Here is a 25969-nt window from a genome sequence, read left to right as displayed (position 1 = left end):
CGGCTATGCCTCCGCCGGCCAGTGGGCGGGATCGGTCACGTCGAGCTTGCCGAGCGCCGCCGCCGCCCAGGTGGCGATCTTCGCCTCGAGCGTGTTGCTGGCGGCGCGGATCGCATCGATGCGCAGGCGGCGCGCAAGCGCCTCATCGAACGCTTGCTTGTCGATCAGCTTGTTTGCGTAGAGGCCGAACAAGGCATTGTCGTTCGACTGCCGCTCGATCGAGGCGACCGCGAGGATGCGCCTGCGCGCCTCGACGCGGATGTCCATGCCGGCATGCTGGCGCAGCGTTGCCGTCGTGACGCGGATCGCCGGGGTCAGCGTCGGCTTGCCGTCAGCGCCGGCTGCGATCTGCCGGCCGGAGCGCTGACCGTCGAGCAGGGTGCGATGCCGGTGCGACGTGATCGAGACGCCGTCGGCGGGGACATCCTCGCCGTGAATCTCGGTGTGGTAGAAGTGGCCCGTCGAGGGACTCCAGATAATCATCATCACCTCCCGAACACGATAAGGTCGAAACCGTCTGCGCGGTTGTCGTCCGGGTCGCCGGCCTGAAGCTGGACGTAAGCGCCGCCGAGCGTCGGCTCGGTCACCTGCCCCCACAGGTCTCGATATCGATTGGGCACGGTCAGGTAGGCCGTCGCAGACTGCGGCAGCACAATCTGACGGAAGGCTATGGGGAAGTTGACGTAAATCGCCGTGTCGGTCGTAAAAACGCCCCGGTATTGAACCCACTGCACCATGAAGCCGCCCGGCCACATGAAGTAGCCGTTTGGCGTCAGACTCTTCGGCAGATTGGCAAGCCCCGCCGGCGTCACCGCGACGTCCCAGCGCTGCCCGGCAAGGATGTCGTCGGTGCCGGCTGCCGTGACGCTGATGAAGCGGTCCCCATCAAGCGCGCCACCGCCCGTGACGAGACCTCCGGTGTCGATCCTGCGGCTTCGATCGACCTTTCCGTCAATGCGCTGGATCAGCGGTAGCAGACCGCCGGGTGTGACCACCTGATCCCATCGCTGACCGCCGACAACATCGTCTTGCGACGAGACGCGCAGCCCGATCCCCACATCGGCGCCAAGATTGCCGCCACCGTACAGCGGGCCGTCGATCACGTAGATCTGGCGCCCCGTCGGCACAGCACCGACATCGCTGGCGCTGAGCCACACCGCACCTGTCTTGCCGTTGACGCTCGATACCGGCGCCGGGGTGGAGATCTCAAGCCAGTTGCCGAGCACCGACGCGGGGACCGCCTGCAGCACATAGACGAGGCCGTTGTCGGTACGCACCGCGAAATCGCCTGCCGTACCGTTGAGGGCGAGCATTTGCGCCTCGTTCTCGACCGCCCATACGTCGATCAGGTCGATGGGCGGGCGCTGCGACAGTTGCAGTTTTCCGTCCGGCCCGAGGGTGGCAACGCCGCCCGGCTCCCCGAGACGCTCAGCCAGGACGTAATTGTCGAGGCAGCGTTTCATCGTCGCCGGCGAGATGAGCTTGTCTGCGACCGCGCCCGCCAATGCCTCGGAGATCGTCGCGAAATAGGCGACGCCCTTGACCGTTTCGCTTGCAGGCGGATTGAGGAAGCTGGTTTCGCCGAATTGGACCAGCCCTGCCTGACCTTCGAGCAGCTTGACGTCGAGCGCGACGAACATCGTCGAGACGCTGGCCTTCTCGACGATCGGGTCCGGCTGGCTGTAGACCGCGAACAGCGTGCCCGTGTCGAGATACAGGCCGATGGTGCGGACGGTATAGGCCGCAGCGCTCTCATCACGGACGGTGAGATGGATCGTGGTCGCGTCGATAGGCGTGCCGGCGACCGCACCGATGCGGATTTCGTTCGGCAGGCCGGTCAGGGTCGGCGCGACGAGGACGGCTGTCGCGGTGACGCCGGCCGAGGCTATCCGCACCGCATTGGTCCCGCCCGCCGCCGCATTGAGGAGCGCGGCGAGACCGGCTTCGGTGAGCGTGCAAACCAAGGCGGTCATCAGGCGGTCCCGTCGATGAAGGTTCCGAAGTCATCGGCGAGCGGCTCGCCGTATTCGGTCTGAAGAAGATCGGTCCAGATCGTGCCGTCGTCGGGGTGGCGCGTGTCGGCATCGATGCGGCGATAGGACGTTGCCTGCAGAGCGGCGACGAGACCGGGCCGTGCGATATGGGCGAGCTGCTGGACGAGCTGGAAGTGTGCGCGTACCGGCTTCGCGGCCGAGACGGCATCATAGATCGTCCGCGCGAACTGTGCGGAGACACGCTGGCCGCCGGCGACCCCGTCCGCGCCGATCACCGGTAGACGCACCTCGAAGGTATAGGGGGCTCCGCGCGGCGACATTTCGAACCACTCGACCAGGCGCAACAGCTCGTCGAAGGATGCCAGCACGCGCTCGACCGTGTAGCGCGTCCCCTTGTGGCGTTGATCCTCGATGGCGGAGGCAACGGCCGCTCGCCGCTGCGCATCGCTCCAGCCGGTGTCCCAATTGTCGGTCGACAATGCCCAGGCGAGCCAGGGTAGAAGATCGGACGGGCACGTCGCCGGATTCCACAGCGCGGCTAGGTCGATAGGCACGTCCTCGATTCGCGCGCTCGCGCTGGCGATGGCGCGCTCGAGCGGCGTCGCGTTGGGGGGCAGGAGGTCAGGCGCCGACACCGGACACCCTCACAGCAATGCCGGCGCAATGCGCGGTCTGGGTCTTATCGACCACTACATCCGCCGGCGGTTGGTTGAGCCGCAGATTTTGGACGCCCGCCACCATCAGCGCGGCGGTGATCGCGGCGCGAACTGCATCGACGCCGAGCTTGCCGCCGGCGTCCACCCATGCGGCGATGCTCGCTTGCGCGGCCGCCAGCACGACGGTCTGATCGGGACCGGCGAGGAGCGTCAGATCCGCGTCGATGTAATAAGTGACGATCTCCGCACTCGCGACCGTGACGAAGTCGGTGAGCGGGCGGAGCTTGTTGGTCTCGATCGTGGCGAGCTTGGCTCCAACCGCGGCGATCTGTTCGGGGCTGGCGGTGCCGTCGCCGTTGCGCGACAGGATCGACACTACCACCTCGCCAGGCGCTGGGCTTGATGCGCTCGCGTCGCGGATCGTGCCGTCGACGGAACGTGCGTGGAAGATGTAGGCGCTTTCCGGCCCGGCGACGGATTGGCTCTCAGGCGAGAGAACGATGCGCTCGCGCAGATCGTCGTCGCTTTCCATGACGACGGGGAAGCCGTTGGTGGGATCGCCGGCGTCGACCACCAGCCGGGTGACGCCGAAGAGCGCGCCGAGCTGATCGAGGTTCGAGCCTGTCGCATAAGCCACCATCGTTTGGCGGGCGCGATCGTTGAAACGCTGGCGGATGATCAGCTCGCGCCAGGCGAACACCTGCAGGATCTTGACCGCAGGATCCGAGTCGACGGTCGCGTCGAAGCTCGGCAGCACGCCGGGCGACTGCACATAGGCGAGCAGCTCGGCGTAGACCGTCTCGTAATCGAGCTGCTCGACCACGGTCGGCGCCGGAAGGCGCGACAGATCGACGCTGGATGAGGGGCTGGAAAGATCGGCCATCGCCGGCATGTCGCCGGGACGGGAGCCGCAAGGCTATCACGCGGACTTGTGGAACCGGTCTCTACAAGAGTGCCGACGAGAAAGCCGTTTCCCCCGGCCTCCCATTTGTATGTGTGGGATTCCACTGGCGCGATGATTCGGAGGCTAATCCTAGACCGCAAAGCCGGGGGCGTCGGGACGATAGCGCCGATAGCGCTACGAGCAATCGCTAGGTTGCGGCCCCTGCAACATGAGCCAAAAGTAGATCAAGCACTGCGCCACGCTCCGCTGCGGTCAAACCGAGCAGCACACGTCGTGCATAGCGCACGGGCCGCGCGCGCGCAGCCGGGCGATCATTAAGCCCGTCCTGATGCACGCGCGCGATCTCGGCCGCGCGGCCGGTGAAGCCGACCCATGCTTCGCGGTCGGTCGAACCCGCGCGCAGGTTGCGGCCATTGCGTAGCTTTCGGAACATCGCCTTCTGGCGGATGCGGCCCTGGCGCCGGAACTTGCCGGCTCCCTTGTTCTGTTCGTCAGGCGCGACCGGCACCCAACGGTCAATCTTATCCCAGAAGAAGCTGCGGATCCCGCCGGCCTCGATGTCGAAGCCGGTCAGCAAAGGGCCTTCGTGGACCCAGCTCTTCATCAGCACCAGGCGCGGGCTTGCCGCGCCCTTGGGGTAGAGGAATTTGGCGGTGTGGTTGCCGGGGCGTGGATCCCGCTTCGGCCGGCGCGCGGCGAAGGCCGAACCGTCGGGCGTCTGCTGGCGGCCGATGCGGGCGGACTGGCTTTTTTGGATATCACGGGCGATCTTGCGCAGGAGCTTGCGGCGTTCGCCAGACGCGATCGAACGGAGCAAGGCGCCTGCCATCTCCTCGAGCTCGTTCAGATCATCCACGGTCGGGAACGGCGATCGTCGATGCCGGGTTCATGTCCTCGCGCAGCAGCAGTTGCCACAGGTTGACGCCGCACACGCCGGGGAAGGCATCATCGCGGCTCGGTTCGTCGAGGTGCGTGGCGGTATAGCCCCCTTCGGGAAGACGCACGACGCGCACCGCTTCGGTAAGCTCAAGGTCGATCGAGACGTCCGCCGCGTCGCCGTCGAGGATCTCGGATTCGAATGTGAACGGCTCGCGCGGGTCGCGCTCGAGCAGATCCGGCTGCTGCTCGGCCACCCAGGCAATCAGCGGCACCATCAGCGCATCGATCTCGCCCGAATAATCCTGCACGACGATGTTGAGTGTGTAGCTGTACTCGAACGACAGCGAGCCGTTCGCGCGCGTGGTGAGCTTGCCCTTGTCGATGAACATGGCCAGGCGCGTGGGATCGGCCGCGAGGCCCGGCACCGCGGCGAGCAGCAGACGCTTGAGGCCCTCGGGTTTCTTCACTTCGCCGCCGCCTTGCCGGCCGGGCAGGTGCCCGGCGCTTCCCAATTGATCAGCCGATCGAGCTGCGCCGCGTTCGCCGCGAACGCGCGCGCAATACGGATGATGGCGGCGCGCACCGGCGTCGGGATCTGCGCGAGCATATCCTTGCTTTCGGGCAGGCCTTGCGGTCGATCGGCGCAGCGGATCAGCTCGCCCGGCGCAGGATCCTTGACCGGCACGGCGACGGGCACCTGCTTCTCGACCGGCACTTCAACGATCCGGTGCGCGCAGCCCGGCAACGCCGTTGACAGCAGCAAACCACTCATGATCGACAATGTTCGTGCGTGCGGCTTTGGCATCGGCTGTCTCCATGCGTTCTGCAGCCGCGCGCGCCGCCTCGGCGGATGCGCGCGCGGCTGCGCTATCGGAATTCTGGCGGGCGTCGTGATCCTGCAGCGCCTTGGCGAGCGTGGCGGCCGTCGCTTCGTCGGTACGGGCTCTGAAATCAGCGAGATCGCTGGCGCGGCGTTGGCACAGCGCGCCGCGCGCATGGGCAACCGTCACCAGCTTGCCCTTGCTGTCCGCCTCCTGCGAGATCGACGGCGCAAAGCCGGTGCCGATGCCGGCACAGATGATCTCGGCGACGTGGATGGCATTGTCGCGATCGGCACGGACCTGGGCGAACTGGACGTACAGCCAGGCGCCGACGCCGGCGACGGCGAGCAGTACCAGCCAGCCGGTTTCCCCCGCGATCCACTTGGCCGTAGCGCCGAGAGCTGTCTTGATCACGATGCGTCCTTTCCAGTGCTCATCATCGCCTCGAGGCGAACAGCGCGGGCGCCGACCTGACCGTGCCACTTCGAGGCGCGCATGCCCGCGACCGCAGCGGCGAAGCGGCCGCTGCGAATCGCCTCGAGCGTGTTGGCGAAGCCGAGCAGGCCGGTGCCGGGCTTGCCGGCGCGGGGTGGCGTGCCGATGCCCATGTTGAAGCACATGTTGAGCAGCACGCGCTGGCGCGCATCGACGAGCGTGCGCCACCACGGCAGCTTCGCATCGAGATCCTGCTCCGCCTGGGCGATATCGTTGTCGAGCAGCACGTCGCACTGATGATCGGTGATTCCATTCGCGAGCACACTTGTGAGCGTGATGCCGAGCGCCAGGCGCTCCGATGCGCGGATCCCGACGTCGTCGAGGTTGCGACCAACGCCGATCGAGCGTTTCTTGACGGTGTCGAGATAGAAGCGAAGCTTGCGCCCTTCGTCGCGAGCCAGTTCGCGCTCGAGCTTCTTGCGATCGTAGCTCATTCGCTGTCCTTCTTGCGTGGCAGGAAGCGGTCGCGGAGATCCGACGGCAGGCCGGCGACAGCGTCGGTGCAGCTCGCGATGAACTTGGGCACGGCCTTGAAGGCGATCATGCCTAGGGTGAAGGATACCGCCTGCAGCACGAAGGGGCTGAGCGAGAACAACGCGCCGATCGCGCGGCCGGCGAACCAGCTCACGATGATGCCGACCACCCACTGGACGAAGCGTTCGCGCCAGGTGAGGCCTTTTTCGTAGACGAGGCTTACCGCCGCCCCGAGCGCAGCCGGGCACAAACCAACGAGCAGCTCGAGCATGGTTTCGATGAGCTGGTGAATTTGCTTGTCCATCGTCAATCCCAGAGCTGCACAAGAGGGAGGGCGCGCGGTTTCGGGCTGGCGCTGGCGGGAACGGTGACGGGCGTGCCGAGCGGCAGCAGGATGCCGCGATCGGCGAGACCCGGATTTGCCTCGAGCACGCGAACCGCGTCGGTTGCGGTGAGGCCCCGCTCGCGCCAAAGCAGCGCGTCGAGCGTGTCGCCCTGCTGCGCGCGGATCACGTCCGCCATCAGATCAGCTCGACGAAGGTACGGGTGACACGGCGCATGTCTCGCACCGCGTGCAGCCCGTCGCGGCGCAGCTCCTCGATCGAGCTGTCCAGCTCGCCGACGTTGCGCTGGCCGGCTGCGGTCTGATCGACGTCGCGATATCGCTCGACCAGATCAGCCTTGGTGTAAGCGGCGACCGCGCGGGCGTAGAGGAGCACCAAGCGACTCTGGCCGTCCAGCATGGGGGCGGGCACCGCGCCGAGGCTCGCGTGTCCCGCAGCAGCACGCGCGGCTTGCCACGCGACGAGCTGGTCGCCGACGGTGATGATCGCGTTGAGCGCGGATCCGCGCAAGCGCTCGGGGGTCACCGAATCGCGCAAGCGCAGGCTGGCGCGCAGCGAGGCGACATCAACGTCGGGAAACCAGCCATCGTTGGCGATCGGCGCCTCAACTGTGGTCGAGGCGGGCGGAATGATCGAGGGGGTGCAGACGAAGCCGCTCACCCGAGCACCCGCGCAATCATGCCGACCCCGACGACGAACAGCAGCAAACCGAACCCCGCGCAGATCGCGCCCGAGAGCACGTAGACGCGCAGAGTACCGGCGCTCGCGACGAATTCGTGTGCCATGCCGCCGAGGATCACGCCGGCCATCGCCAGCCATGCGCCGAACCCGCAGGCGGCAAATGCGGCGACGAGCCAGAGGAGCAAGAGCAGCGACATGGTGGTTCCTTCGTGCTCGCCCCGGTTTTCGGGGGTGGGGATCGGATCAGCGACGGCCCTCAGCCTTGCGGCCCTCCCGTCGTGTGCGATCCGCCCCCGAGCGCCGGGGGCGAGCTGGTCGACCGCGCGGGCGCGGTTATGGCGTGGGTGGCGTGTTGGTTGCGGGCGGGGCGGCCGACGCGGCGCCGGAGTCCTTCCTCAGCTTGTCGAGCTTCTGCTTGAGGCCGATCCGCGAGTTGAGCTGGATCGCGCGCGCGAAATGCGTGATCGCCTCGGCGCGGCTGGCGTCGCGGTGTTCATCCGTCGCCTCGGGGTACAGAGCCGGATTGAGCACAGCGAGATAGTCCAGGCCGAGCGCCTTGTGCAGCTTGGCGCGAACTTCGTCGGGCATGTCCTCGGAGCGCGTCAATTCGTACAGTTCGGACAGCACGTCGTGCGGGAACAGTTCGTCGCGTTCGAGCACGGCGATGGCCGCGTCGGAGAATTCCTCGACGATCAGCGTGGCGGGCTGGCGCTCGTAGCGCGCGGGCAGCGAGAGATCATGGTCGAGCACATAGCGGGCGAGATCGAGGCCGTAGTGCCAATCGCCGGTGTCGATCGCCCAGACCATAATGGTGGGCAGCACTTCGTCCTGGACGCCCATGCCGGTTTCCTCGGCCGCGCGCAGCAAGCCATCAATCCACGGGCGGTATTCCGGCAGCATTTCGCGCTTCGCGTCGATCTTGCGCTCGATCGACTGGATTTCTTTGAGCCGGCGCAGATCATGGGTGAGGCGCAGCACGATTTGCCCCTGCGCCTGGTTGGCGGCGAAAGCTGCAACCGTGCCGATCGACGGCGTGGTGCCGGTGAGGATCTCCGTGCCGGCGTCTGCTGCCGCTACGGCGATCCCGGCCTGTTTGAGCCGGTGCAGGCGCGCCGGTGTCATCGGGCCATCGATGACCGCGACGATGGTTTCGCCGGGTTGCCCGCCTCCTTCCGAAGTCGCGACCGTTGCGGACGGGTCGGCGTCGAAGGCCTGTGCGGCGAGACGGTCCCGATGTTGGCGAGCTGGGCTCATGGTCGTTCCTGATCGAAGAGAGGCGGGCGTGGCGGGTTGCGAAAGCGGTTAAGCCTTCGGCCCGAGCTGGATATTTTCGATGAGGCAGGCCTTGCCGTATTCCTCGACCATGAAAGCGTCGTTGATGCTTTCGTAGTTCTCGATCTGGTCGAGGGCGGCTTCATCCTTCACCGCGCGGCGTGCGCTGCCGACCTGCCAGTAATAGGACAGGTTCTTGAGGCTGGTGATCATCAGCGCGTTGGGCGGGAAGAACGGCACCTGCATGGTCGGCAGACCACCGAGCTGGCGGCTCGACAGGATCACGTCGCGCGCAACCTGTTCGGTCGCCTTGTCGCCGGCGTCCGAGACAATTTTGAAATATTTGTCGTGGACGAGATCGCTGCCGACGATCACGACCAGGTCGGTCGCGGTCTGGAACTGCTGGGCGAGCAGGTTGTGCTTGGCGTCGAACACCAGCGCGTCGAGGTTGGCGTAATCGGCCGTGCCGGTGTCGTCGACGTACACCTTGAGGTTGTCGAGGCCGCCATGCGCCATGCAGCGCGTCGGCGCGTAGATCCGCATCTTGTACAGCCAGCCCCAATTGACGTCCTGGAGCAGCGGATAGGTGACGCGATTGGTCTCGGCTGCGGCGTTCACGCCATTGAAGCCGATGGTGATGACGTCCTGCGCTTTTTGGACGATCACGGCGTCGCGGCAGAGCTGCTGGAATTCGGGACGGTGCGCCCAGGCATCGAGCATCGCATACGACCAGGCGTAATCGTAATCCGTCTTCTTGCAGAAATACTGGTCGATCGCGTCGCTGCCGGTCGGATCGGTCGGCGTGCGGCGATGGCCCAGGCTACGATCGGTGCGGCTGGCCATCGAGCGCGTGACACCGACGCCGACGCGTGCGCCCTGCTGCGGGATGACGGGCACCACGTTGATGCGCGACATGAAATCGCTCGTCACCTGCAGCTTGGCCTGCAGACGTTGCTCGATGAGCGGCGCGACGTTGAACTGCTTCAGCTCGCCGGGGATGGCGGTGAGGCTGGAGTCGAGGCCGTTTAGCTGGGCGAGCTGGCCGACATAGGCGTTGAACAGGAGGCGGGTGGCGGTCTGCATCGGGTGCTCCGGGCGTGAGAGAGGCGGGCGTTCGGGTATCGGGGGCGGATCAGCAGTCCGTGACGTTGCCGGCAGTGGGCGATCCGGTCGCGGGCTGGCGCTGGGAGAACTGCGGCTGCTCGGTGCTTTCGAGCTTTGCCTCGAGTGCGGTGAAGCGCGCGTCGAACGCGGCGATGGCGTCGTTCGCGGGCTTGGTCCCTGCGGCGATAGCGGTTGCGACCTGCTCGCCGATCGCGGTTGCGAACGCCGCCATATCGTTATCGTTGGCCGGCTTCTTCGGCTCTTCCTTCGGCTTTTCCGGTTCCGCTCGGCTGAAGAGGGCGGCGACGCTGGCGAAGCCGCTCTTGATCGCTTCGGCGATGCCGGTCGGATCGGCCGGCTTGGGCTCGAATTCGAGCGTCACCGCCTCGGGGCCGTCGCTGAAAAGGCTGCCCGGCGCCGAGCGCGAGAATTGGAGCGCCTGGGTGCCGATCGACGCGGGCTTATCGGTAAAGGCGAGGCCGATCAGCCCGACCTTGCCGGTGCCGGCGTAGCTGTCGGTCAACTCAACCGAGGGGAAAGGCTTCTGACCCTTCTCGACCAAACCGGCGAGCTGACCGTTATCGTCGATCTGGCAGTAGAGCGCCTTGCGCTGCTCGGTCTTGCCGGCGATCGTGAACTCGTCGGTCTGCACCTTGACCGCGACGACGTTGCCATAACCGTTGAACGGAGGCTCGGGGCTGTAGCCCGAGATATGTTCGATGTTGATCCGGGGCGTGTAGGTTTCGGTGTTGAAGGTCTGGGCGATCTGGTCGATCCACGTGCCGTCGATCTTACGTCCGTCGCTGATCGTCTGACCTTCGACGAATGCGCGGAAGAATTTGCTTTTGGCCATGTGGATCGGTCCCTCGGGTCGCTGCAGAGTGCCGCGCAGGCGGCTGACCGGCCCAAAAGGCACTCAACAGCGCCGACTTCTCAAGCGAACGGCCTTGTAGAGACCCGTTCCACAAGACCCGCCGCTCCGGTGCGGGCCACGCCCGTGGCTAGGTTCGCGCGCCATGAGCAAGCTTCCACCCGACACCGGCATGCCGCTGCCCGCATCGACGATGCCGGTCCCGGTCGATGCGCGCCGTCAGGCGCGCAGCCTGTATTGGCGCGGCTGGGGCGTGACTCAGATCGCGGACGAGCTGGGACTGAAGCGTCCGACCGTCCAGGCGTGGAAAGATCGCGAGAAATGGGATGAGGCGCCCTCGCTATCGAAGATTGAGGACGCGCTCGAGTGCCGGCTCAACACGCTGATCGCCAAAGAGGGCAAGACAGGCGGCGACTTCAAGGAAATCGACCTGTTGATGCGCGCGGTCGTGTCGGGCGCACGCGTGCGCCGGTACGAAGCGCCAGGCGGGCACGAAGGCGATCTCAACGAGAAAGTCGCCAACCGCAACGCCGGCGAGCGCAAGAAGGTCGTCAAGAACCACTTCACCGCCGAGCAGGTCGAGAAGCTCGAGCAAATCCTCGAAGCCGAGATGTTCGGCTACCAGCGCGATTGGTGGGAGGCGAAGGATCAGCGCACCCGCATGATCCTCAAGTCGCGGCAGATCGGCGCGACCTACTATTTCGCCCGCGAGGCGCTGCTCGACGCTCTGAAGGGTGGCGGCAACCAGATATTCCTGTCCGCGTCGAAGGCGCAGGCGCACATCTTCCGCAACTACATCGTCCAGTTCGCCGCGCGCGTCGGCGTCAAGCTGCAGGGCGATCCGATCGTCCTCACCTCGGACCTGATCCCCGAAGGCGAGCCTGCGGCCGAGCTGATCTTCCTCGGCACCAACGCGCGCACCGCGCAGGGCTATCACGGCAATTTCTACTTCGACGAGTTCTTCTGGACCTACGGCTTCGAGGAGCTGAACAAGGTCGCCAGCGCGATGGCGATGCACAAGCGCTGGCGCCGCACCTATTTCTCGACGCCCTCGAGCGTCGCGCACCAGGCGCACGGATATTGGACCGGCGAGCGGCGCAACCGGCGCGTCAAGAAGGCCGATCGCATCGAGATCGATGTCAGCCATGCCGCACTGAAGGCTGGGCGGCTGTGCGAGGACAATGTCTGGCGCCAGATCGTCACGATCGAGGACGCGGCCGAGAAGGGCTGCGACCTTTTCAACATCGACGAGCTGCACATCGAATATGCGCCCGACGAATTCGCCAACCTGCTCATGTGCCAGTTCGTCGATGACAGTCTGTCGGCGTTCAAGTTCAACGAGCTGCAGCGCTGCACCGTCGATACGATGGTCGATTGGCTCGACTTCAACCCGATCGCCAAGCGTCCGGTGGGCGGTCGCGAGGTGTGGGCGGGCTATGATCCGCAGGAAAGCGAGGACGGCGACAATGCGGCGCTGGTGATCGCGCTGCCGCCCGACGGGCCGGGCGGCAAGTTCCGCCTGCTCGAGCGTCACCAGTTCCGCGGTCTCGATTTCGAAGCACAGGCGACCATGATCCTGTCGCTGCTCGGCCGCTACAACTGCACCTATCTCGGCGTCGATGCGAACGGCGCGGGCGTCGGCGTCTACCAGATCCTGAAGGACCGCATGCGCGGCGTCGTGAAGATCGAATATTCGCTCGAGGCGAAGTCGCAGATGGTGATGAAGGCGCAGCACACCTTCAGCCGCCAGCGCATCGAATATGACGCGGGCTGGATCGACCTTCAGTCGGCGTTCCTGTCGATCAAGAAGACACTCACCACCAGCGGCCGCGCCGTCACCTTCAAAGCGAGCCGCACCGAGGCGGTCGGCCACGCGGATCTCGCCTGGGCGGCGATGCACATTTTCATCAACGAACCCCTCGACGGCAAGCAGCGGCCGAAAACGCGCATGGAGATCTTCTGATGAGCAGGCGGAACAAGGCGCAGGCGATGTCGCGCGCGGAGACGGCAGCGGCGGCAACTGGCGCGATCGACGCGAAGACGGGCGCTTCGACTGCGATGCAGGCGTTCACCTTCGGAGATCCCGAGCCGGTGCTCAACCGCCGCGAGATCATCGACATGATCGAGTGCGTCCATAACGGGCGCTGGTACGAGCCACCGATCCCGCTCGACGGGCTTGCGCGCGCCTATCGCGTCTCGCCGCACCATAGCTCCGCGATCATGCTCAAGCGCAACCTGTTGGTGTCGTCGTTCGATCCGACGCCGTTCCTCTCGCGCAAAGCGTTCGCGGCGTTCGTGCAGGATTATCTGGTGTTCGGCACCGCCTATCTCGAGCAGATCCGCAACGTGCTGGGCGGGACGATGCGACTCGACCATGTCCTGTCGAAATACACCCGGCGCGGGCTGCAGGCCGGCCAGTTCTTCTTCCTGCCCGCCTATGGTCAGGAGAGCGAGTTTCGGCCTGGCAGCATCGTCCAGGTGATGCAGGCAGACGTGAACCAAGAAATTTACGGCGTGCCCGAATATCTGAGCGCGCTTCAGTCGGCGCTGCTCAACGAGGCCGCGACGCTGTTCCGGCGCCGCTACTACCTCAACGGCAGTCATGCTGGGTATATCCTCTACGCGACCGGCGACATCGACGACAACGACACTGCCGCGCTGCGCGACGCGTTGAAGGCGTCGAAGGGGCCGGGCAATTTCAAGAACCTGTTCGTCCACGCACCCGGCGGTAAGGATGGCAGCCTCAAGATCCTGCCGATCGCCGAGGTGGGCGCGAAAGACGAGTTTCTCGGCATCAAGAACGTGACCCGAGACGATGTGCTCGCAGCCCACCGCACGCCGCCGGCGCTGCTCGGGATCGTGCCGGCGCAGGGATCGAGCGGGTTCGGCAATCCGCTGCAAGCGACGGACATGTTCTTCGAGCTGGAGATCGAGCCGATCCAGGCGAACCTGCTCGACGTGAACGACCAGGTCGGCTTCGAGGCAATCCGGTTCAAGGAGCGCGTGCGCAGCACCGCTACCGCTGCATAGATTTCGCGTCCGGCCAGTTGGCCGGGCGGGGGGGGCCGGATGGCAGTCCGGCCAAACCGACGAGGGATGATCTCGCCACGACACGATCGGCCATCGGCCGTCCCGCACCCGGCGCGCCGGGCGGGGATCCTAAAAGAGCGAGAAATCCAACATGTACAGTATGACCGACGTCGATCCCGTGGTACCCGCTGCCGGATATATTGGCGGCAAGCGCAATCTGGTGAAGCGGCTTGTGCCGTTGATCGATGCCACGCCGCACGACAGCTATGCCGAGCCCTTTGTCGGCATGGGCGGCATTTTCTTGAAGCGCCGGCGCCGGCCGCGCGCCGAGTACATCAACGACGTGTCGGGCGATGTCGCGACCTTCTTCCGCGTGCTCCAGGAGCACTATGCCTATGTGATCGACATGCTGCGGTTCCGTGTCGCGAGCCGCGCGGAATTCGAGAGGCTCAAGGCACTGCCGGCCGAGCGGCTGACCGATCTGCAGCGTGCGGTGCGGTTTCTATATCTGCAGCGCCTGGCATTCGGTGGTAAGGTCGAAGGCCGGAATTTCGGCGTCGATCCCCGGCAGGGTGCGCGGTTCAACGTCAACCGACTCGAGCCGCTGCTTGCCGATATCCACGATCGACTCGCCGGCGTCGTGATCGAGCAGCTCGACTATGGCGAGTTCATCCGGCGCTACGACACGCCGGGCACGTTGTTCTATCTCGACCCGCCCTATTGGGGGTGCGAGACAGACTATGGCCAAGACGTGTTTGGTCGCACCGATTTCGAGCGACTGGCCGCGCAGTTGGCGACGATCAAGGGCCGGTTCCTACTTTCGATCAACGACACGCCCGGCGTGCGGGCGACGTTCGCGGGCTTCCGCATGCGCGAGTTTGAGACGACGTACACCGTCGGGGCTGGCGCGGGCAGGAAAGCGGCCGAGCTGCTGATCGGCAATTTCGACCCGCTTTCGTGAGTGGTTGGCGCGGGCTTGGGAATGATGTCCAAGCTCGCGCCGCTTACGGACTATCCGAACAGGGGGCCAATAGGATCTGGGAACTGATCGCGCGGCGGAACGCCCGACCCAGCTTCACCGCAAAGACGGAATGGCGGGGGGTCGGGCAGTTCGCTCAGGATCTGGTAGCCAGCGAAATCCTCAGCCAGCAGATACGCGGCGGTCCATCGCGCCTGGCGCCGTACCTTCTCCTCGCGCGAGGTAAAATCTAGGCGTAGCGTGTGGCGCCACCCGTCAATGGATTTGGCCACCACCGCCGCCAGCTCTTTGCCGTTGAGCGGAGCAGGCTCACCATCGGGGAAAAAATAGAAGCGGCGCATTCTCTCGGCGATCACGCTCGCGCCGATCTCAATCCAACGAGCACGGCGCTCGGCGTCCAGGGCCAGCCCATTGCGAAGCGCTGGAGCCCATCCCCGCGTCGCGTCGAAGAGGTGATAGAGCAGCTCGTCATGCCGTACCTGGCGCATATTGTTCTCCCGATTCGCTTTGAGAACAAAAGCGGTACATTTCCAACATGGCAAGCGATTGCTCCGCGCCCGCCCGCGCAGCCGCGAATTTGACGCAATAAAATTGCGCGCAATAAAATTACGTTTGGCCGTGTAATAATATTACGTCAAAAATTTTCGACGATCCCAATTTTTTCAAAAAATTTTCGGCCGGTCCCTACCCCACCCCATTTCGCGCGCTGCGACCCCCGCCTCGCCCGCGCACTTTTTGTGTCGATAATAATGCAGTCGACAAGTGCCCACCGGACGGGCTGTTTTCTTGCCTCGGAAGCCCTCCAGAAGCGGTAGAAACGGTGATGCACTTTGATGCAGCTACGGCCCTGTTCTTATCGTCCGGGGGCGCTTGCGGACAGGTCACGGCCCAGCGGTCGCCCGCGTGAGGTTTTCACCACCGTAGCAGCAGGGAACTAGGCTCGAATCCGGCCGCGAACAAGCGTCTCAGAAGCGAGCGGAGTAGGTGCCTTTCGGGAAAACCCCAACATCGCCAATCGCGTCCTAAACATGCCTCTAAGCGCCTGTTCTAGCTGAACTTTGCGGTCGGCCCGAGACCCCAATCTTTTGCAATATCGCTATCTCGAAACCCCAATGTCATTGATAAACAACGGTTTTCTTTGCGCCCTTCGTTGCTCTGAAACCCTATAATCTGATTATGCCAATATTGGGGTAAATGTTGGCGCTCAAACCCGCAGAAAACTGCGGATGTTGGGGATGTTGGGGTTTCCCCGCGTGCTACTTTTTGGTGGCGCGGTTAGGCACGTACACGTAGAACGGGCGCAGCTTCAGCGCTTCCGTATCGCTGTCGCTGCTCGATCCGTTGCGAATGGCAGCCGCCCACGCCGGCTATCATTCCTGCTGGTTAGGCAAAAATTTTCGGGCATGAGGAGAGCGGGAACGCGAAAGCGGGACGGTTAGGCAAAGCAACGTATTGACTTTGCTTATTTGTTGTCGCCCCGGCGAGCCCACCACCGCATCCCGCTCCGGTTCAGCAATCCGCAAGGATCGAACCGGCAACGGGGTCTCGATCAGAATCGTGCCCGGGAGGCTTGACGATTCTGTGACATTACATCGTATCATGGTCGTCACAGCCGGAGCCTCCCCATCCATGCCCGTTCGTATCCTGCTGCTGTGCGGCGCCGCGTTGCTCGCCACCCCCGCCTTTGCTGCCGACGACCAGCAAGTGCCTGCCGATCAGCCAAAGGATATCGTGGTGACCGGCCGGCTCGACGCCGCGCGCGCCGCGATCCAGCCGAGCCTCGGCGCGACCACCTATTCGATCTCGAACGCGACGATCCAGGCGCTGCCCGGTGGCGACAACCAGCAGCTCAACCAGATCCTGCTCCAGCTCCCCGGCGTCTCGCAGGACGGTGCGGGCCAGCTCCACGTCCGCGACGACCATGCCAATTTGCAATATCGCATCAATGGCACGATCCTGCCCGAAGGCATCGCCGTGTTCGGCCAGACGCTGTCCCCTCGCCTCGTCGAGCGGTTCGATCTGCGCACCGGCGCGCTGCCGGCGCAATATGGGCTGCGCACCGCCGGCATCATCGACATCACCACCAAGAGCGGCTTCGAGAACGGCGGCGAGGTCTCGCTCTACGGCGGCAGCCGTGGCACGATCGAGCCGAGCGTCGAATATGGCGGCAAGAGCGGCAGCACCAACTACTTCGTCACCGCCAGCTACCGACACAATGATCTCGGTATCGAATCGGTCGACGGCAGCACCGATGCGCTCCACGACACCACCAATCAGTATCAGGGCTTCGTCTATCTCGATCACACGATCGACGACGGCAACCGCGTCTCGCTGATCGGCGGCTATTCGGACCAGCGCTTCGAGATCCCCAACCCGCGCGGGCTGCACCCGGACAGCGGCTATTCGGTCGGTGGCGTCACCGATTTCCTGAGCGACGATCTCGACGAGCGCCAGCACGAACAGACCGCGTTCGGCATCCTCAGCCTGCTTCACGATGCCGGGCCGGTGACGCTGCAAGGCTCGCTGTTCGCGCGCTATTCGTCGCTGCAATATACCCCTGACGTGCTCGGCGAGCTGCTGTTCAACGGCATCGCGCAAGCCGCCAAGAAGCAGGACTTCACCACCGGCGTTCAGGTCGAAGGCGTATACCGCCTGAGCGGCGCGCACACGCTGCGCGGCGGCTTCGTCGTCACCCGCGATCACGGCACCAGCCGCACCACCACGCAGGTCTTCCCGGTCGATGCCGACGGCGCGCAGACCGGCCAGCCGATCGCGATCGCCGACAATGGCGCGGCGACCGAGATGACCTACAGCGTCTATCTCCAGGACGAATGGCAGCCGATCGACCATATCACGATCAACTTCGGCGGTCGGTTCGATCATTACGACGGTTACCGCAGCGAGCAGCAGTTCAGCCCGCGCGTCAACGCGGTGTGGTCCCCGCCGGGCGGGTTCACCATCCATGCCGGCTATGCGCGCTATTTCTCGCCCGCACCGTTCGCCAATGTCGCCACCACCACGATCGCCAAATTCGTCGGCACCAGCGCAGCGGCGCCGGGCACCTTCGGCGACGTGCCGTTCGCGGAGCGGCAGGACTATTTCGATATCGGCGCCGAGCAGAAGATCGGCCCGGTCACGATCGGTATCGACGCCTATCACCGCCGCTCGCGCAACCTGCTCGACGAAGGTCAGTTCGGCGCGCCGATCATCCTCACCCCGTTCAACTATGCGCGCGGGCGGATCGACGGGATCGAGGGCAACATCAGCTACACGCACCACGGCTGGCTGCTCTACGCCAACATCGCGCACGCCGAGGCCAAGGGCACCGACATCAGCAGCGGCCAGTTCAATTTCGATCCGGCCGATCTCGCCACGATCAGCCGCCAGTACATCTATCTCGACCACGACCAGACCTGGACCGGATCGGCGGGCGCGTCCTACCATTTCGACGACGGCTTCCTGCGCGACAGCAAGCTGTCGTCGAGCATGATCTACGGATCGGGGCTGCGCCGCGACGGCGCGGTGCCGAACGGCGGCAAGCTGCCCGCTTATGCGGTGTTCAACATCAGCGCGAGCCACAAGTTCGCGGGGCCGGGCGTCGAGATCCGTGCCGACGTGTTCAACCTGTTCGACCATGTCTATGAGATTCGCGACGGTTCGGGGGTTGGCGTCGGCGCGCCGCAATACGGCCAGCGGCGCGGCTTCTTCTTCGGGATCAGCAAGAGCATCTGAGCGACGATTTGACGCTCGGTGTTCCGAACCGGGAAACAGGTTAACCCTCAATTCGCCTTCTCAAATCCCGCGCGCGCGGGCATTTCCGCGCGTCCAAGGGAGTCCGGTACATGCGTCACATCCTGCCGATCGCGCTGCTCGCGCTCGCCGCGCCGGTCGCGGCCCAAAGCCCCGCGCAACCCTTCACCGTTCAGGGCGGGCAGGGTTTCGCCAAGCTCGACGAAGCGCTGATGGCGATTCGCGGACAGGATGCGACGATCCTGATCGCGCCGGGCACCTATCACGAATGCGCGATCCAGCAGGCCGGGCACATCGTGTTCAAGGCTGCGGTCCCCGGTCGGGTGATCTTCGAGCAGACCACGTGTGAGGGCAAGGCGGCGCTGGTGCTGCGCGGCGACGGCGCGGTGGTCGACGGCATCGTCTTCCGGGGGTTTCGCGTCGGCGACGGCAACGGCGCCGGCATTCGCATCGAGCGCGGCGACCTCACCGTGCGCAACGCGATGTTCCTCGACAGCCAGGAGGGCATCCTCGGCGGCGCCGGCGCGGACATGCCGATCACGATCGACCACACCACTTTCTCCGGCCTCGGCCAGTGCGATGAAAGCCCGAGCTGCGCGCATTCGATCTATCTGGAGACGCAAGGCCCGGTCACCGTCACCAATTCCCGCTTCGAGCGCGGGCGCGGCGGACATTACGTCAAGGTGCGCGGGCCGCGTGTGACGATCACCAACAACAGTTTCGACGATACCGCCGGGCACAAGACCAACTACATGATCGACCTGCCCAACGGCGCGACCGGCACGATTCGCGGCAACACCTTCGTGCAGGGCCGCGACAAGGAAAATTGGACCGGCTTCATCGTCGTCGCCGCCGAAGCGCACGATCACAGCGCGGCGGGGCTGCGGATCGAGGACAACACCGCCAGCCTCGCGCCGGGCGAGACCCGCAGCCCCGCCTTCGTCGCCGATTATAGCCACGAACGCCTCGCGATCGGCACCAACACGCTCGGCAAGGGCGTGCGCGCGTTCGAGACGCGGTAGCCGCGCGCCGAACGAGGGAAGCGTTACGCCGGTACGATCTCGATGATGTCGAGCATCGATTCGAAGCGGGGCGCGGGGAGCACCAGCCGCCAGCGCTTCTCGCCGATCCGCTCGATATAGCCGGCCATGTCGCGCAGCCGGTCCTGCCCGTAGCGGAACGGCTTGTCCTCGTCGCCATACACCATCGTACCGAGGAAGATCGCGCGCGCGCCGTCCGGGTAGAGCAGCCCGTCGGGGCGCTGCACGCCGCCGGTCTTGTGGAATTCGAGCAGCCCGCCGCCGCCGTCGACGATCTCGCATTCGGTCGGTTCGAACTTGGTGAAATCGGCCATCGCGGTGCCGTTCGCGCCGATCTTGTAGACGGTGCAGCGATACGCGCCCGCCCGCGGCAGCGGCTCGGTCAGCGCGCGGTCAGGATCGGCGAGTTCTTGAAGTCCGTCGATCGCGGCACCGCGCCCGCCCTTGCGCGCCTTGTCGACCGCCGCCAGCCAGGTGTCGCGCCAGCCGCGCAGCCGGTTGCGATCGTCATCGGTGGCGATCAGGCGCCAATTCTGCTCGGGCGCGACCGCGGCGGCGGGCGCGCTGCCGACGGGCTTGGGCCGTTCCTTGCCGCCGCACCCGGCCAGCGCCGCGCAGCCGCACAGAAGCGTAACGATTGCGGCTGTTCTCAAGCGACCGTCTTCCTTGTCATCGGCGCACACCTAACCACGCAGGCCGCGCGTTGCCAAGGCCGCGCCTTGCGGACGGCTTAGACCCCGGCGACGATGTCGCGCAGTGCCGCCGCGACGCCGCGCGTCTCGTCCTCGGTGCCGATGGTGATGCGAAGCCCGTTCGCCAGCCCCTGTCCGGGCAGCCAGCGCACGATATAGCCGCGCTCCATCAACTGGGTGTAGGCCGCCTCGGCGCTCAGCGCGCCCTCGAACAGCACCAGCACGAAGTTCGCCTCGCTCGGCACCACGCGCAGGCTCGCCGCGCTCAATTTGCCGATCTCCTCGGCGAACCACGCGCGCCACACGCGGTTGTGCTCGCGCGTCTTCTCGACCCAGGCGTCGTCCTGCACCGCCGCGATCGCCGCCGCTTGCCCTGCGATCGTGCAGCAGAACGGCGCGCGGATGCGGTGCATCGCCGCGATCGCCTCGGCCGAGCCATAGCCCCAGCCGATCCGCTCGGCGGCGAGACCGTGGATCTTCGAGAAAGTGCGCGTCACGATCACGTTCGGCGCGGTGCGCGCCAGATCGAGCGCGCCGTCGTCGTCCTCGGCATCGAGGAACTCGGCATAGGCCTGATCGATCACCAGCATCACCCGGTTGGGCAGATTGGCGTGCAGCCGCGCGATTTCCGCGCGCGACGTGAAGGTGCCGGTCGGGTTGTTGGGGTTGGCGATGAACACGACTCGGGTCTTGCTGGTCATGCACGCCAGGATCGCATCGACGTCGGTCGCGTAATCCTTGTCACGGGCGATCACCGGCAGCGCGCCGACGCGCCGAGTCGCGATTTCGTACACCGCAAACCCGTAGCGGACGTGGATCACTTCATCGCCCTGCCCGGCATAGGCGCCGGCGATCAGATGGAGAATCTCGTCCGATCCGGTGCCGTAGATGATCCGCTCCGGCTCAAGATCATATTTCGCGGCGATCGCCTCGCGCAGTTCGGTCGCGCTGGCGTCGGGATAGCGCGCGAGATCGGTGCTGTGCGCGGCGAAAGCTGCGATCGCCTTCGGGCTGGTGCCGAGCGCATTCTCGTTCGAGGAGAGCTTGACGGCTTTCGCGCCGCCATCGACCGACGATCGCCCCGGTATGTAGGGGGCGATCGCCATGATCCAGTCTTTGGGTTTGGGTGCCAGCATGGCAGTCGCTTAGCGCCCGCATGCCACCCGCGCTAGTCCCGAGCGCAGCTCGTGTTCAGGTGTGCTTAATCGGCACCAACCGGCGTGATACTCAGCGTTCCGGCCGCTTGCTGCGCAGTGTCGGACGGGCGGCGTGGCGTACCGGCGCCGGGCCGTTGGCACGGCGCGGCCCGCGCGGCGCCTCCTGCGGCGCGTTGGCGAGCTGCTCGAACTGAACACCGCCCTCGGCTTCCTCGCCCTGCGTGCGCTTGACCGAGGCGAGGAACTTGCTCGCCAGCCCGCGCGGAATCTGGAACGCGGTCTCGTTGGCGGCGATGCGGATCGCACCGACCTCGTTCTTGGTGATGTGCCCGCGCCGGCAGATCAGCGGCAGGATCCAGCGCGGATCGGCGTTCTCGCGGCGGCCGATGTCCATGCGGAACCACACCACGTCGTCAAAGCCTTCGCGGTGATGCTCCTTGCCGGGCGCACGCTCCGATGGGCCTTCGGCGAGCATCTCCTCAGGCGCGGGCATGCGCGCGCGGTACGAGCGCACCAAAGCGGCGGCGATTTCCTCGGGCGTCTTCTGTTCGAGCAGCTTGGCGGCGAGCGCGCGATCGTCCTCGTCGACCTCCACGGGTTCGAGAAGCTGGGTCATCAGCCGCTCGCGATCGGCCTTGCGGATGTCGTCGACGCTCGGCACCGGCAGCCATTCGACCGCGATGCGCGCGCCGCGCAGCATCATCTCGACCCGGCGCTTGCGCTGATACGGCACGATCAGCACGGCGGTGCCCTTCTTGCCGGCGCGACCAGTACGGCCCGAGCGGTGCTGGAGCGTCTCGGCATCGCGCGGCAGCTCGACATGGACGACCAGCGTGACGGTCGGCAGATCGATGCCGCGCGCCGCCACGTCGGTGGCGACACAGACTCGCGCGCGCTGGTCGCGCAGCGCCTGGAGCGCGGCGTTGCGCTCATTCTGGCTATGCTCGCCTGACAGCGCCACCGCCGAGAAGCCGCGCTCGATCAGCCCGGCGTGGAGATGGCGGACGTTGTCGCGAGTCGCGCAGAACAGGATCGCGGTCTCGGCTTCGTGGAGGCGAAGCAGGTTGACGACGGCATTCTCGATGTCGGGCGGCGCGACCGTGACCGCCTGATAGCTGATGTCGCCATGCCCGCGATCCTCGCCGACCGTGGTGATGCGAAGCGCATCTTTCTGGTAGCGCTTGGCGAGCGCGACGATCGACTTGGGCATCGTCGCCGAGAACATCAGCGTGCGACGGCCATCGGGAGTCGCGTCGAGGATCTGTTCGAGATCCTCGCGGAAGCCCATGTCGAGCATCTCGTCGGCTTCGTCGAGGATAGCAGCCTTGAGCTGCGACAGATCGAGCGCGCCGCGTTCGATATGGTCGCGCAGGCGGCCCGGCGTGCCGACGACGATATGCGCGCCGTGGCTGAGCGAACGGCGTTCGCGCGAGGCGTCCATGCCGCCGACGCAGGTCGAGATGCGCGCGCCGGCCTTGCCGTACAGCCATTCGAGTTCGCGGCTGACCTGCAACGCGAGTTCGCGAGTCGGCGCGATGGCGAGCGCGAGCGGCGCGCGTGCCGGTGGCAGCGTGCCGTCCTCGGTCAGCAACTGCGGGGCGATGGCGAGGCCGAACGCGACGGTCTTGCCGGAGCCGGTCTGCGCGGAGACGATCAGGTCGCGCCCCTCGGCTTCGGGCGCGATCACGGCGGCCTGGACTGGGGTCGGCGCGGCATACCCGCGTGCGGTGAGCGCTTCGCCAAGAAGCGCAGGAAGGTGAGTAAAAGGCATGATTTTCCGAATGCTGGACGCGCAAGTCGCGCGATGAGCGCGGTTCCATAGCAGATACGGCGCACAAACGCACGCGCTTAGAAAAGGGGCAGGTTCGGGACGAACGGTTCCCGTGGGCGGATCGCTCGACATTTCGTTACGGAGCCATTCAGCCGCGACGCGGTTATCCTGGGGTATGGACGCAGGATCACCCCGCCGCCCCAGCGCGCGCCAGCATTATTGGGATACCCTCCGCGCGGCACTGATGCTGCTCGGCATCCCCTATCACAGCGCGCTTGCCTTCCAGGCGGGCGGCTGGATCGTCGCGACTCACCAGCATTCGCCGGTGCTCGATTATGTCGCAGAGACGATCCACCTGTTCCGCATGCCCGCGTTCTTCCTCGTCGCGGGCTATTTCGCGGCGTTGAGCCTGACCAAATATCCGCCCGCCGGATGGTTTCGCGCGCGGCTGGCACGGCTCGGCATTCCGTTCCTCGCCAGCCTCGTCACGATCATCCCGGTGCTCAACATCGGCTGCGAACTCTCCAATTTCGCGCCGGCCGCGGCGCTCGACTCGTGGCGGCACTTATCGGTCACCTCGGGCGGTTATTGGGTGCGGCACCTGTGGTTCATCATCGTGCTGCTCTATCTGTGCGGCGCGACCGCGCTGGCGGCGCAAATATGGCCGCGATTGCGCGCCGCCGTACTGCCCGAGCGGATCGACCGCTGGACCGCGCGGCGTCCGCTGGCCGCGCTGCTGCTGCTCGGCGTCGCGGTCGGGCTGTTCGAGGCGGTGACGATCGAGCTGTTCTACAGCGCGCATCTCAACACCACGCTGCCGCAGGAGATCCTGCGCCTCGACGATCTGCTCGGCGCGCTGCCGTGGTTCGTGCTCGGGCTCATCCTCCAGCGCGGTCCGCGCACGCTCGCCGCGATGGGCGAGCGGCGGGCTGGCGTCGCGGTGCTGGCGGTGGCGGCGACCGCGCTGGCGCTCGTGCTATACGGGCATAGCTGGCCGCCGCTGTATCGCTTCGTCGGCGCGATTTCCGCGATGCTGGTGACTCAGGTGATCCTGTCGGTCGCGCGGCAATCGTTCGATCGCGCCAGCCCGGTCACCGACCGGCTCGTGCGCGGATCGTTCGTCGTCTATCTGTTCCACGTGCCGGTGATCGTGTGGCTGGCGCTGATCGCCGACGGCATCGGCCTGCCGCCCGCGATCGGCTTCGTCCTGGTGGCGAGTGGTACGCTGGCGACGACGCTCGCCATCGCCGCTTTGGTCGAGCGCTCGCCGGTGCTGAGCCTGCTCTACAGCGGCACGCGCAGCGTCGCGCGGCCGCGTGCGCGGCGGGACGCGATGACCGCGGTGCCGGCGGAGTAGCGCGGGACGCTGGCGACTATGCCGCCGTCGGACCATCCACCGGCAGGATCGCCGCATTCTCGCGCTTTTCGGGGCGGATGTAGATCGACGACAGCATCGGCAGCCGCGCCTTGAGATCGGTCTCGATCGTCTCGATGATCGTCTCGGCATCCCCCATCGTCAGCGAATCCTCGAAGTCCGCGCTGATGGCGACGAACACACTGTCGGGCGCGGTGTGGATGGTGCGAACGTGGTTGACCGAGGTGATGACCGGATAGCCATCGACGATCGCGCGCACCTCCGCCACGATCGCGGGATCGGCGCCCTCGCCGATCAGCAGCCCCTTGGCCTCACGCGCGAGCACCATCGCGATCAGCCCGAGCAATATGCCGATCAGGATCGAGGCGACGCCGTCGATGCGCGGATCGTTGAAATGGTGGCTCGCCCACACGCCGGCGGCGGCGATGAGCAGACCGGCGAGCGCCGCCGAATCCTCGAACAGCACGATGAAGCCGGCCGGGTCTTTCGAGCGCCGCACCGCGCTCCACCAGCCGCGCCCGCGATTGTCGGCGGCAAACCCACGCATCGCCAAGAGCCACGATCCCCCCTCCATCGCGAAGGCGACCGCGAGCACGATATAATTGATGAGCGGATCGCGCAGCGGCTCGGGCTCCTCGATATGGACGATACCCTCATACACCGACACGCCCGCGCCGACCGCGAAGATCAGGATCGCGACGACGAAGCTCCAGAAATACAGCTCTCGGCCATAGCCGAACGGGTGGTCGACATCGGGCGGGCGCTTGCCGCGATGCTGGCCGTACAGCAGCAGGATCTGGTTGAGACTGTCGACGACCGAGTGGAACCCCTCGGTCAGCATCGACGACGATCCGCTGATCGCCGCCGCGATGAACTTGGCGACGGCGATGCCGAGGTTGGCGGCAAGTGCCGCGAAGATGACGAGATTCGACTCGCCTTGCTTGGACGACGACATGCAATTCTCCCGGGTGCGGGTGTTGGCGTAGCGGGTGAACGGTTGAGGGCCAAGCGGGTGCGTGTTATAACGTGTGTATGAACGCACCCGCAAATCTCGCCAAATCGCTCAAGCTCATCAAGGTCGGTAATTCGACCGGCGTGATCCTGCCCAAGGACGTGCTGGCGAAACTCGGCGTCGAAGCCGGCGATTCGCTCGACCTGAGCGATGTGCCCGGTGGCATTACCATCACGCGCCACGATGACGGGTTCGCGGCACAGATGGAAGCCGCGCGCGAAGTGATGAAGCGACGCCGCAACGCGCTGCGCGAACTCGCGAAATAGACCCGTGTCGCACGACTGGATCTGGGTGGACCCTGCGGTCGCGGTCGCCGCGCATGGCGAGCAGCTTGCCGAGCATGGCGGGGCCGCCGGCGTGCGCGACATGAGCATGCTCGAAAGCGCGATGGCGCGACCGCTCAACCTCGTCGCCTATGGCGATCCCGACGTCGCCGAACTCGCCGCGAGCTACGCGTTCGGGATCGCACGCAACCATCCTTTCGCCGACGGCAACAAGCGGACGGCGGCGGTGGTGAGCGAAACCTTTCTGATGCTTAACGGCTATCGGCTGATGTGCAGCGATGTCGAACTGGTGACCACCTTTCTCGCGCTGGCCGCCGGGGAGTTGACCGTGGACGCGCTGAGCGACTGGTTTCGGAGCAACATCGCCGCCGCCTAGACTTGAGC

Annotated in this window: 29 protein-coding genes; 8 read left to right on the top strand and 21 right to left on the bottom strand. The window is 65.7% G+C overall.

What is annotated here, in order from left to right; all coding sequences use genetic code 11:
• Positions 1-3: 3 nt before the first annotated feature.
• The 16 genes from J0A91_RS06275 to J0A91_RS06205 form a co-directional block, all read right to left on the bottom strand.
• Positions 4-483 carry a hypothetical protein gene (locus tag J0A91_RS06275; RefSeq protein ID WP_150126838.1) on the bottom strand — a complete coding sequence of 160 codons (480 nt, stop codon included), beginning with the start codon at positions 481-483 and terminating at the stop codon, positions 4-6.
• 2 nt (positions 484-485) lie between these two features.
• Positions 486-1973 (bottom strand): hypothetical protein, encoded by a 1488-nt coding sequence (locus J0A91_RS06270; RefSeq protein ID WP_069204194.1) that lies wholly within the window; start codon positions 1971-1973, stop codon positions 486-488.
• Positions 1973-2629 carry a phage tail protein I gene (locus J0A91_RS06265; protein ID WP_069204193.1) on the bottom strand — a complete coding sequence of 219 codons (657 nt, stop codon included), beginning with the start codon at positions 2627-2629 and terminating at the stop codon, positions 1973-1975. Before J0A91_RS06265 ends, J0A91_RS06270 begins: the two co-directional genes overlap by 1 nt.
• A complete protein-coding gene (locus J0A91_RS06260; RefSeq protein WP_069207089.1) occupies positions 2616-3533 on the bottom strand; it encodes a baseplate assembly protein in 918 nt (305 codons plus the stop codon). Before J0A91_RS06260 ends, J0A91_RS06265 begins: the two co-directional genes overlap by 14 nt.
• Before the next feature lie 208 nt (positions 3534-3741).
• Complete coding sequence (locus J0A91_RS06255) at positions 3742-4410, bottom strand: phage virion morphogenesis protein (RefSeq protein WP_083224529.1); 669 nt, start codon at positions 4408-4410, stop codon at positions 3742-3744.
• Positions 4403-4900 carry a phage tail protein gene (locus J0A91_RS06250; protein WP_069207087.1) on the bottom strand — a complete coding sequence of 166 codons (498 nt, stop codon included), beginning with the start codon at positions 4898-4900 and terminating at the stop codon, positions 4403-4405. Before J0A91_RS06250 ends, J0A91_RS06255 begins: the two co-directional genes overlap by 8 nt.
• The gene (locus J0A91_RS06245; protein ID WP_240502219.1) at positions 4897-5148 is read right to left on the bottom strand and encodes a hypothetical protein; all 252 of its coding nucleotides are present in this window, start codon (positions 5146-5148) and stop codon (positions 4897-4899) included. The genes J0A91_RS06250 and J0A91_RS06245 overlap by 4 nt, the downstream gene beginning before the upstream one ends.
• 1 nt (position 5149) lies before the next feature.
• Positions 5150-5668, bottom strand: coding sequence for a hypothetical protein (locus J0A91_RS06240; RefSeq protein WP_069204191.1), 519 nt, complete (start codon positions 5666-5668; stop codon positions 5150-5152).
• Positions 5665-6183 (bottom strand): glycoside hydrolase family protein, encoded by a 519-nt coding sequence (locus J0A91_RS06235; protein WP_069204190.1) that lies wholly within the window; start codon positions 6181-6183, stop codon positions 5665-5667. The genes J0A91_RS06240 and J0A91_RS06235 overlap by 4 nt, the downstream gene beginning before the upstream one ends.
• Positions 6180-6527, bottom strand: coding sequence for a hypothetical protein (locus J0A91_RS06230; RefSeq protein ID WP_069204189.1), 348 nt, complete (start codon positions 6525-6527; stop codon positions 6180-6182). The genes J0A91_RS06235 and J0A91_RS06230 overlap by 4 nt, the downstream gene beginning before the upstream one ends.
• Positions 6528-6529: 2 nt before the next feature.
• Positions 6530-6745, bottom strand: a complete 216-nt coding sequence (locus J0A91_RS06225; protein ID WP_069204188.1) for a tail protein X — start codon at positions 6743-6745, stop codon at positions 6530-6532.
• Positions 6745-7227 carry a head completion/stabilization protein gene (locus J0A91_RS06220; protein WP_069204187.1) on the bottom strand — a complete coding sequence of 161 codons (483 nt, stop codon included), beginning with the start codon at positions 7225-7227 and terminating at the stop codon, positions 6745-6747. The genes J0A91_RS06225 and J0A91_RS06220 overlap by 1 nt, the downstream gene beginning before the upstream one ends.
• The gene (locus J0A91_RS24815; RefSeq protein ID WP_069204186.1) at positions 7224-7445 is read right to left on the bottom strand and encodes a hypothetical protein; all 222 of its coding nucleotides are present in this window, start codon (positions 7443-7445) and stop codon (positions 7224-7226) included. Before J0A91_RS24815 ends, J0A91_RS06220 begins: the two co-directional genes overlap by 4 nt.
• 136 nt (positions 7446-7581) lie before the next feature.
• Positions 7582-8502: a phage terminase small subunit gene (gene gpM, locus J0A91_RS06215; protein WP_083224527.1), complete on the bottom strand. Its 921-nt coding sequence runs from the start codon at positions 8500-8502 to the stop codon at positions 7582-7584.
• 48 nt (positions 8503-8550) lie between these two features.
• The gene (locus J0A91_RS06210) at positions 8551-9603 is read right to left on the bottom strand and encodes a phage major capsid protein, P2 family (protein ID WP_069204185.1); all 1053 of its coding nucleotides are present in this window, start codon (positions 9601-9603) and stop codon (positions 8551-8553) included.
• Positions 9604-9652: 49 nt separating this feature from the next.
• Positions 9653-10477, bottom strand: coding sequence for a GPO family capsid scaffolding protein (locus J0A91_RS06205; protein ID WP_069204184.1), 825 nt, complete (start codon positions 10475-10477; stop codon positions 9653-9655).
• A 163-nt stretch (positions 10478-10640) separates the two neighbouring features.
• On the opposite strand from J0A91_RS06205, the gene J0A91_RS06200 reads away from it, so the two are divergent.
• From J0A91_RS06200 to J0A91_RS06190, 3 genes are all read left to right on the top strand, one after another.
• Positions 10641-12458, top strand: coding sequence for a terminase large subunit domain-containing protein (locus J0A91_RS06200; protein WP_083224526.1), 1818 nt, complete (start codon positions 10641-10643; stop codon positions 12456-12458).
• Complete coding sequence (locus J0A91_RS06195; protein WP_069204183.1) at positions 12458-13525, top strand: phage portal protein; 1068 nt, start codon at positions 12458-12460, stop codon at positions 13523-13525. The genes J0A91_RS06200 and J0A91_RS06195 overlap by 1 nt, the downstream gene beginning before the upstream one ends.
• A gap of 151 nt (positions 13526-13676) precedes the next feature.
• On the top strand, positions 13677-14486 hold the full coding sequence (locus J0A91_RS06190; RefSeq protein WP_069204182.1) for a DNA adenine methylase: 810 nt from the start codon (positions 13677-13679) through the stop codon (positions 14484-14486).
• A 50-nt stretch (positions 14487-14536) separates the two neighbouring features.
• Here J0A91_RS06190 and J0A91_RS06185 read toward each other — a convergent pair whose 3' ends face one another.
• Positions 14537-14992 (bottom strand): hypothetical protein, encoded by a 456-nt coding sequence (locus J0A91_RS06185; RefSeq protein WP_069204181.1) that lies wholly within the window; start codon positions 14990-14992, stop codon positions 14537-14539.
• Positions 14993-16133: 1141 nt separating this feature from the next.
• Between J0A91_RS06185 and J0A91_RS06180 the strand changes: the two genes are divergently transcribed.
• Together J0A91_RS06180 and J0A91_RS06175 are read left to right on the top strand one after the other, a co-directional pair.
• On the top strand, positions 16134-18236 hold the full coding sequence (locus tag J0A91_RS06180; RefSeq protein WP_069204180.1) for a TonB-dependent receptor: 2103 nt from the start codon (positions 16134-16136) through the stop codon (positions 18234-18236).
• Between the two features lie 110 nt (positions 18237-18346).
• On the top strand, positions 18347-19276 hold the full coding sequence (locus J0A91_RS06175) for a right-handed parallel beta-helix repeat-containing protein (RefSeq protein WP_069204179.1): 930 nt from the start codon (positions 18347-18349) through the stop codon (positions 19274-19276).
• A gap of 23 nt (positions 19277-19299) precedes the next feature.
• Here the strand turns inward: J0A91_RS06175 and J0A91_RS06170 are convergent, their stop codons facing one another.
• The 3 genes from J0A91_RS06170 to J0A91_RS06160 all read right to left on the bottom strand — a co-directional run bounded on the left by J0A91_RS06170 (position 19300) and on the right by J0A91_RS06160 (position 22914).
• On the bottom strand, positions 19300-19947 hold the full coding sequence (locus tag J0A91_RS06170; RefSeq protein ID WP_083224911.1) for a DUF4893 domain-containing protein: 648 nt from the start codon (positions 19945-19947) through the stop codon (positions 19300-19302).
• Positions 19948-20024: 77 nt separating this feature from the next.
• Positions 20025-21122 carry a histidinol-phosphate transaminase gene (gene hisC, locus J0A91_RS06165; RefSeq protein ID WP_069204178.1) on the bottom strand — a complete coding sequence of 366 codons (1098 nt, stop codon included), beginning with the start codon at positions 21120-21122 and terminating at the stop codon, positions 20025-20027.
• A gap of 91 nt (positions 21123-21213) precedes the next feature.
• Entirely contained in the window at positions 21214-22914 is a 1701-nt protein-coding gene (locus J0A91_RS06160) for a DEAD/DEAH box helicase (RefSeq protein ID WP_069204177.1), read from the bottom strand.
• A 175-nt stretch (positions 22915-23089) separates the two neighbouring features.
• Here J0A91_RS06160 and J0A91_RS06155 point away from each other — a divergent pair, with 175 nt between their 5' ends.
• A complete protein-coding gene (locus tag J0A91_RS06155) occupies positions 23090-24271 on the top strand; it encodes an acyltransferase family protein (protein WP_083224525.1) in 1182 nt (393 codons plus the stop codon).
• Between the two features lie 16 nt (positions 24272-24287).
• Here the strand turns inward: J0A91_RS06155 and J0A91_RS06150 are convergent, their stop codons facing one another.
• Complete coding sequence (locus J0A91_RS06150) at positions 24288-25244, bottom strand: cation diffusion facilitator family transporter (RefSeq protein WP_069204175.1); 957 nt, start codon at positions 25242-25244, stop codon at positions 24288-24290.
• Between the two features lie 77 nt (positions 25245-25321).
• On the opposite strand from J0A91_RS06150, the gene J0A91_RS06145 reads away from it, so the two are divergent.
• Positions 25322-25567: an AbrB/MazE/SpoVT family DNA-binding domain-containing protein gene (locus tag J0A91_RS06145; protein ID WP_069204174.1), complete on the top strand. Its 246-nt coding sequence runs from the start codon at positions 25322-25324 to the stop codon at positions 25565-25567.
• A gap of 4 nt (positions 25568-25571) precedes the next feature.
• A complete protein-coding gene (locus J0A91_RS06140) occupies positions 25572-25961 on the top strand; it encodes a type II toxin-antitoxin system death-on-curing family toxin (protein ID WP_069204173.1) in 390 nt (129 codons plus the stop codon).
• Positions 25962-25969: the final 8 nt, after the last annotated feature.

The sequence above is a fragment of the Sphingomonas panacis genome, from assembly GCF_001717955.1.
GTDB lineage: Bacteria > Pseudomonadota > Alphaproteobacteria > Sphingomonadales > Sphingomonadaceae > Sphingomonas > Sphingomonas panacis.
The sequence above is the reverse complement of the archived record's forward strand: the minus strand, read 5'-3'. Positions and strand labels throughout refer to the sequence as shown.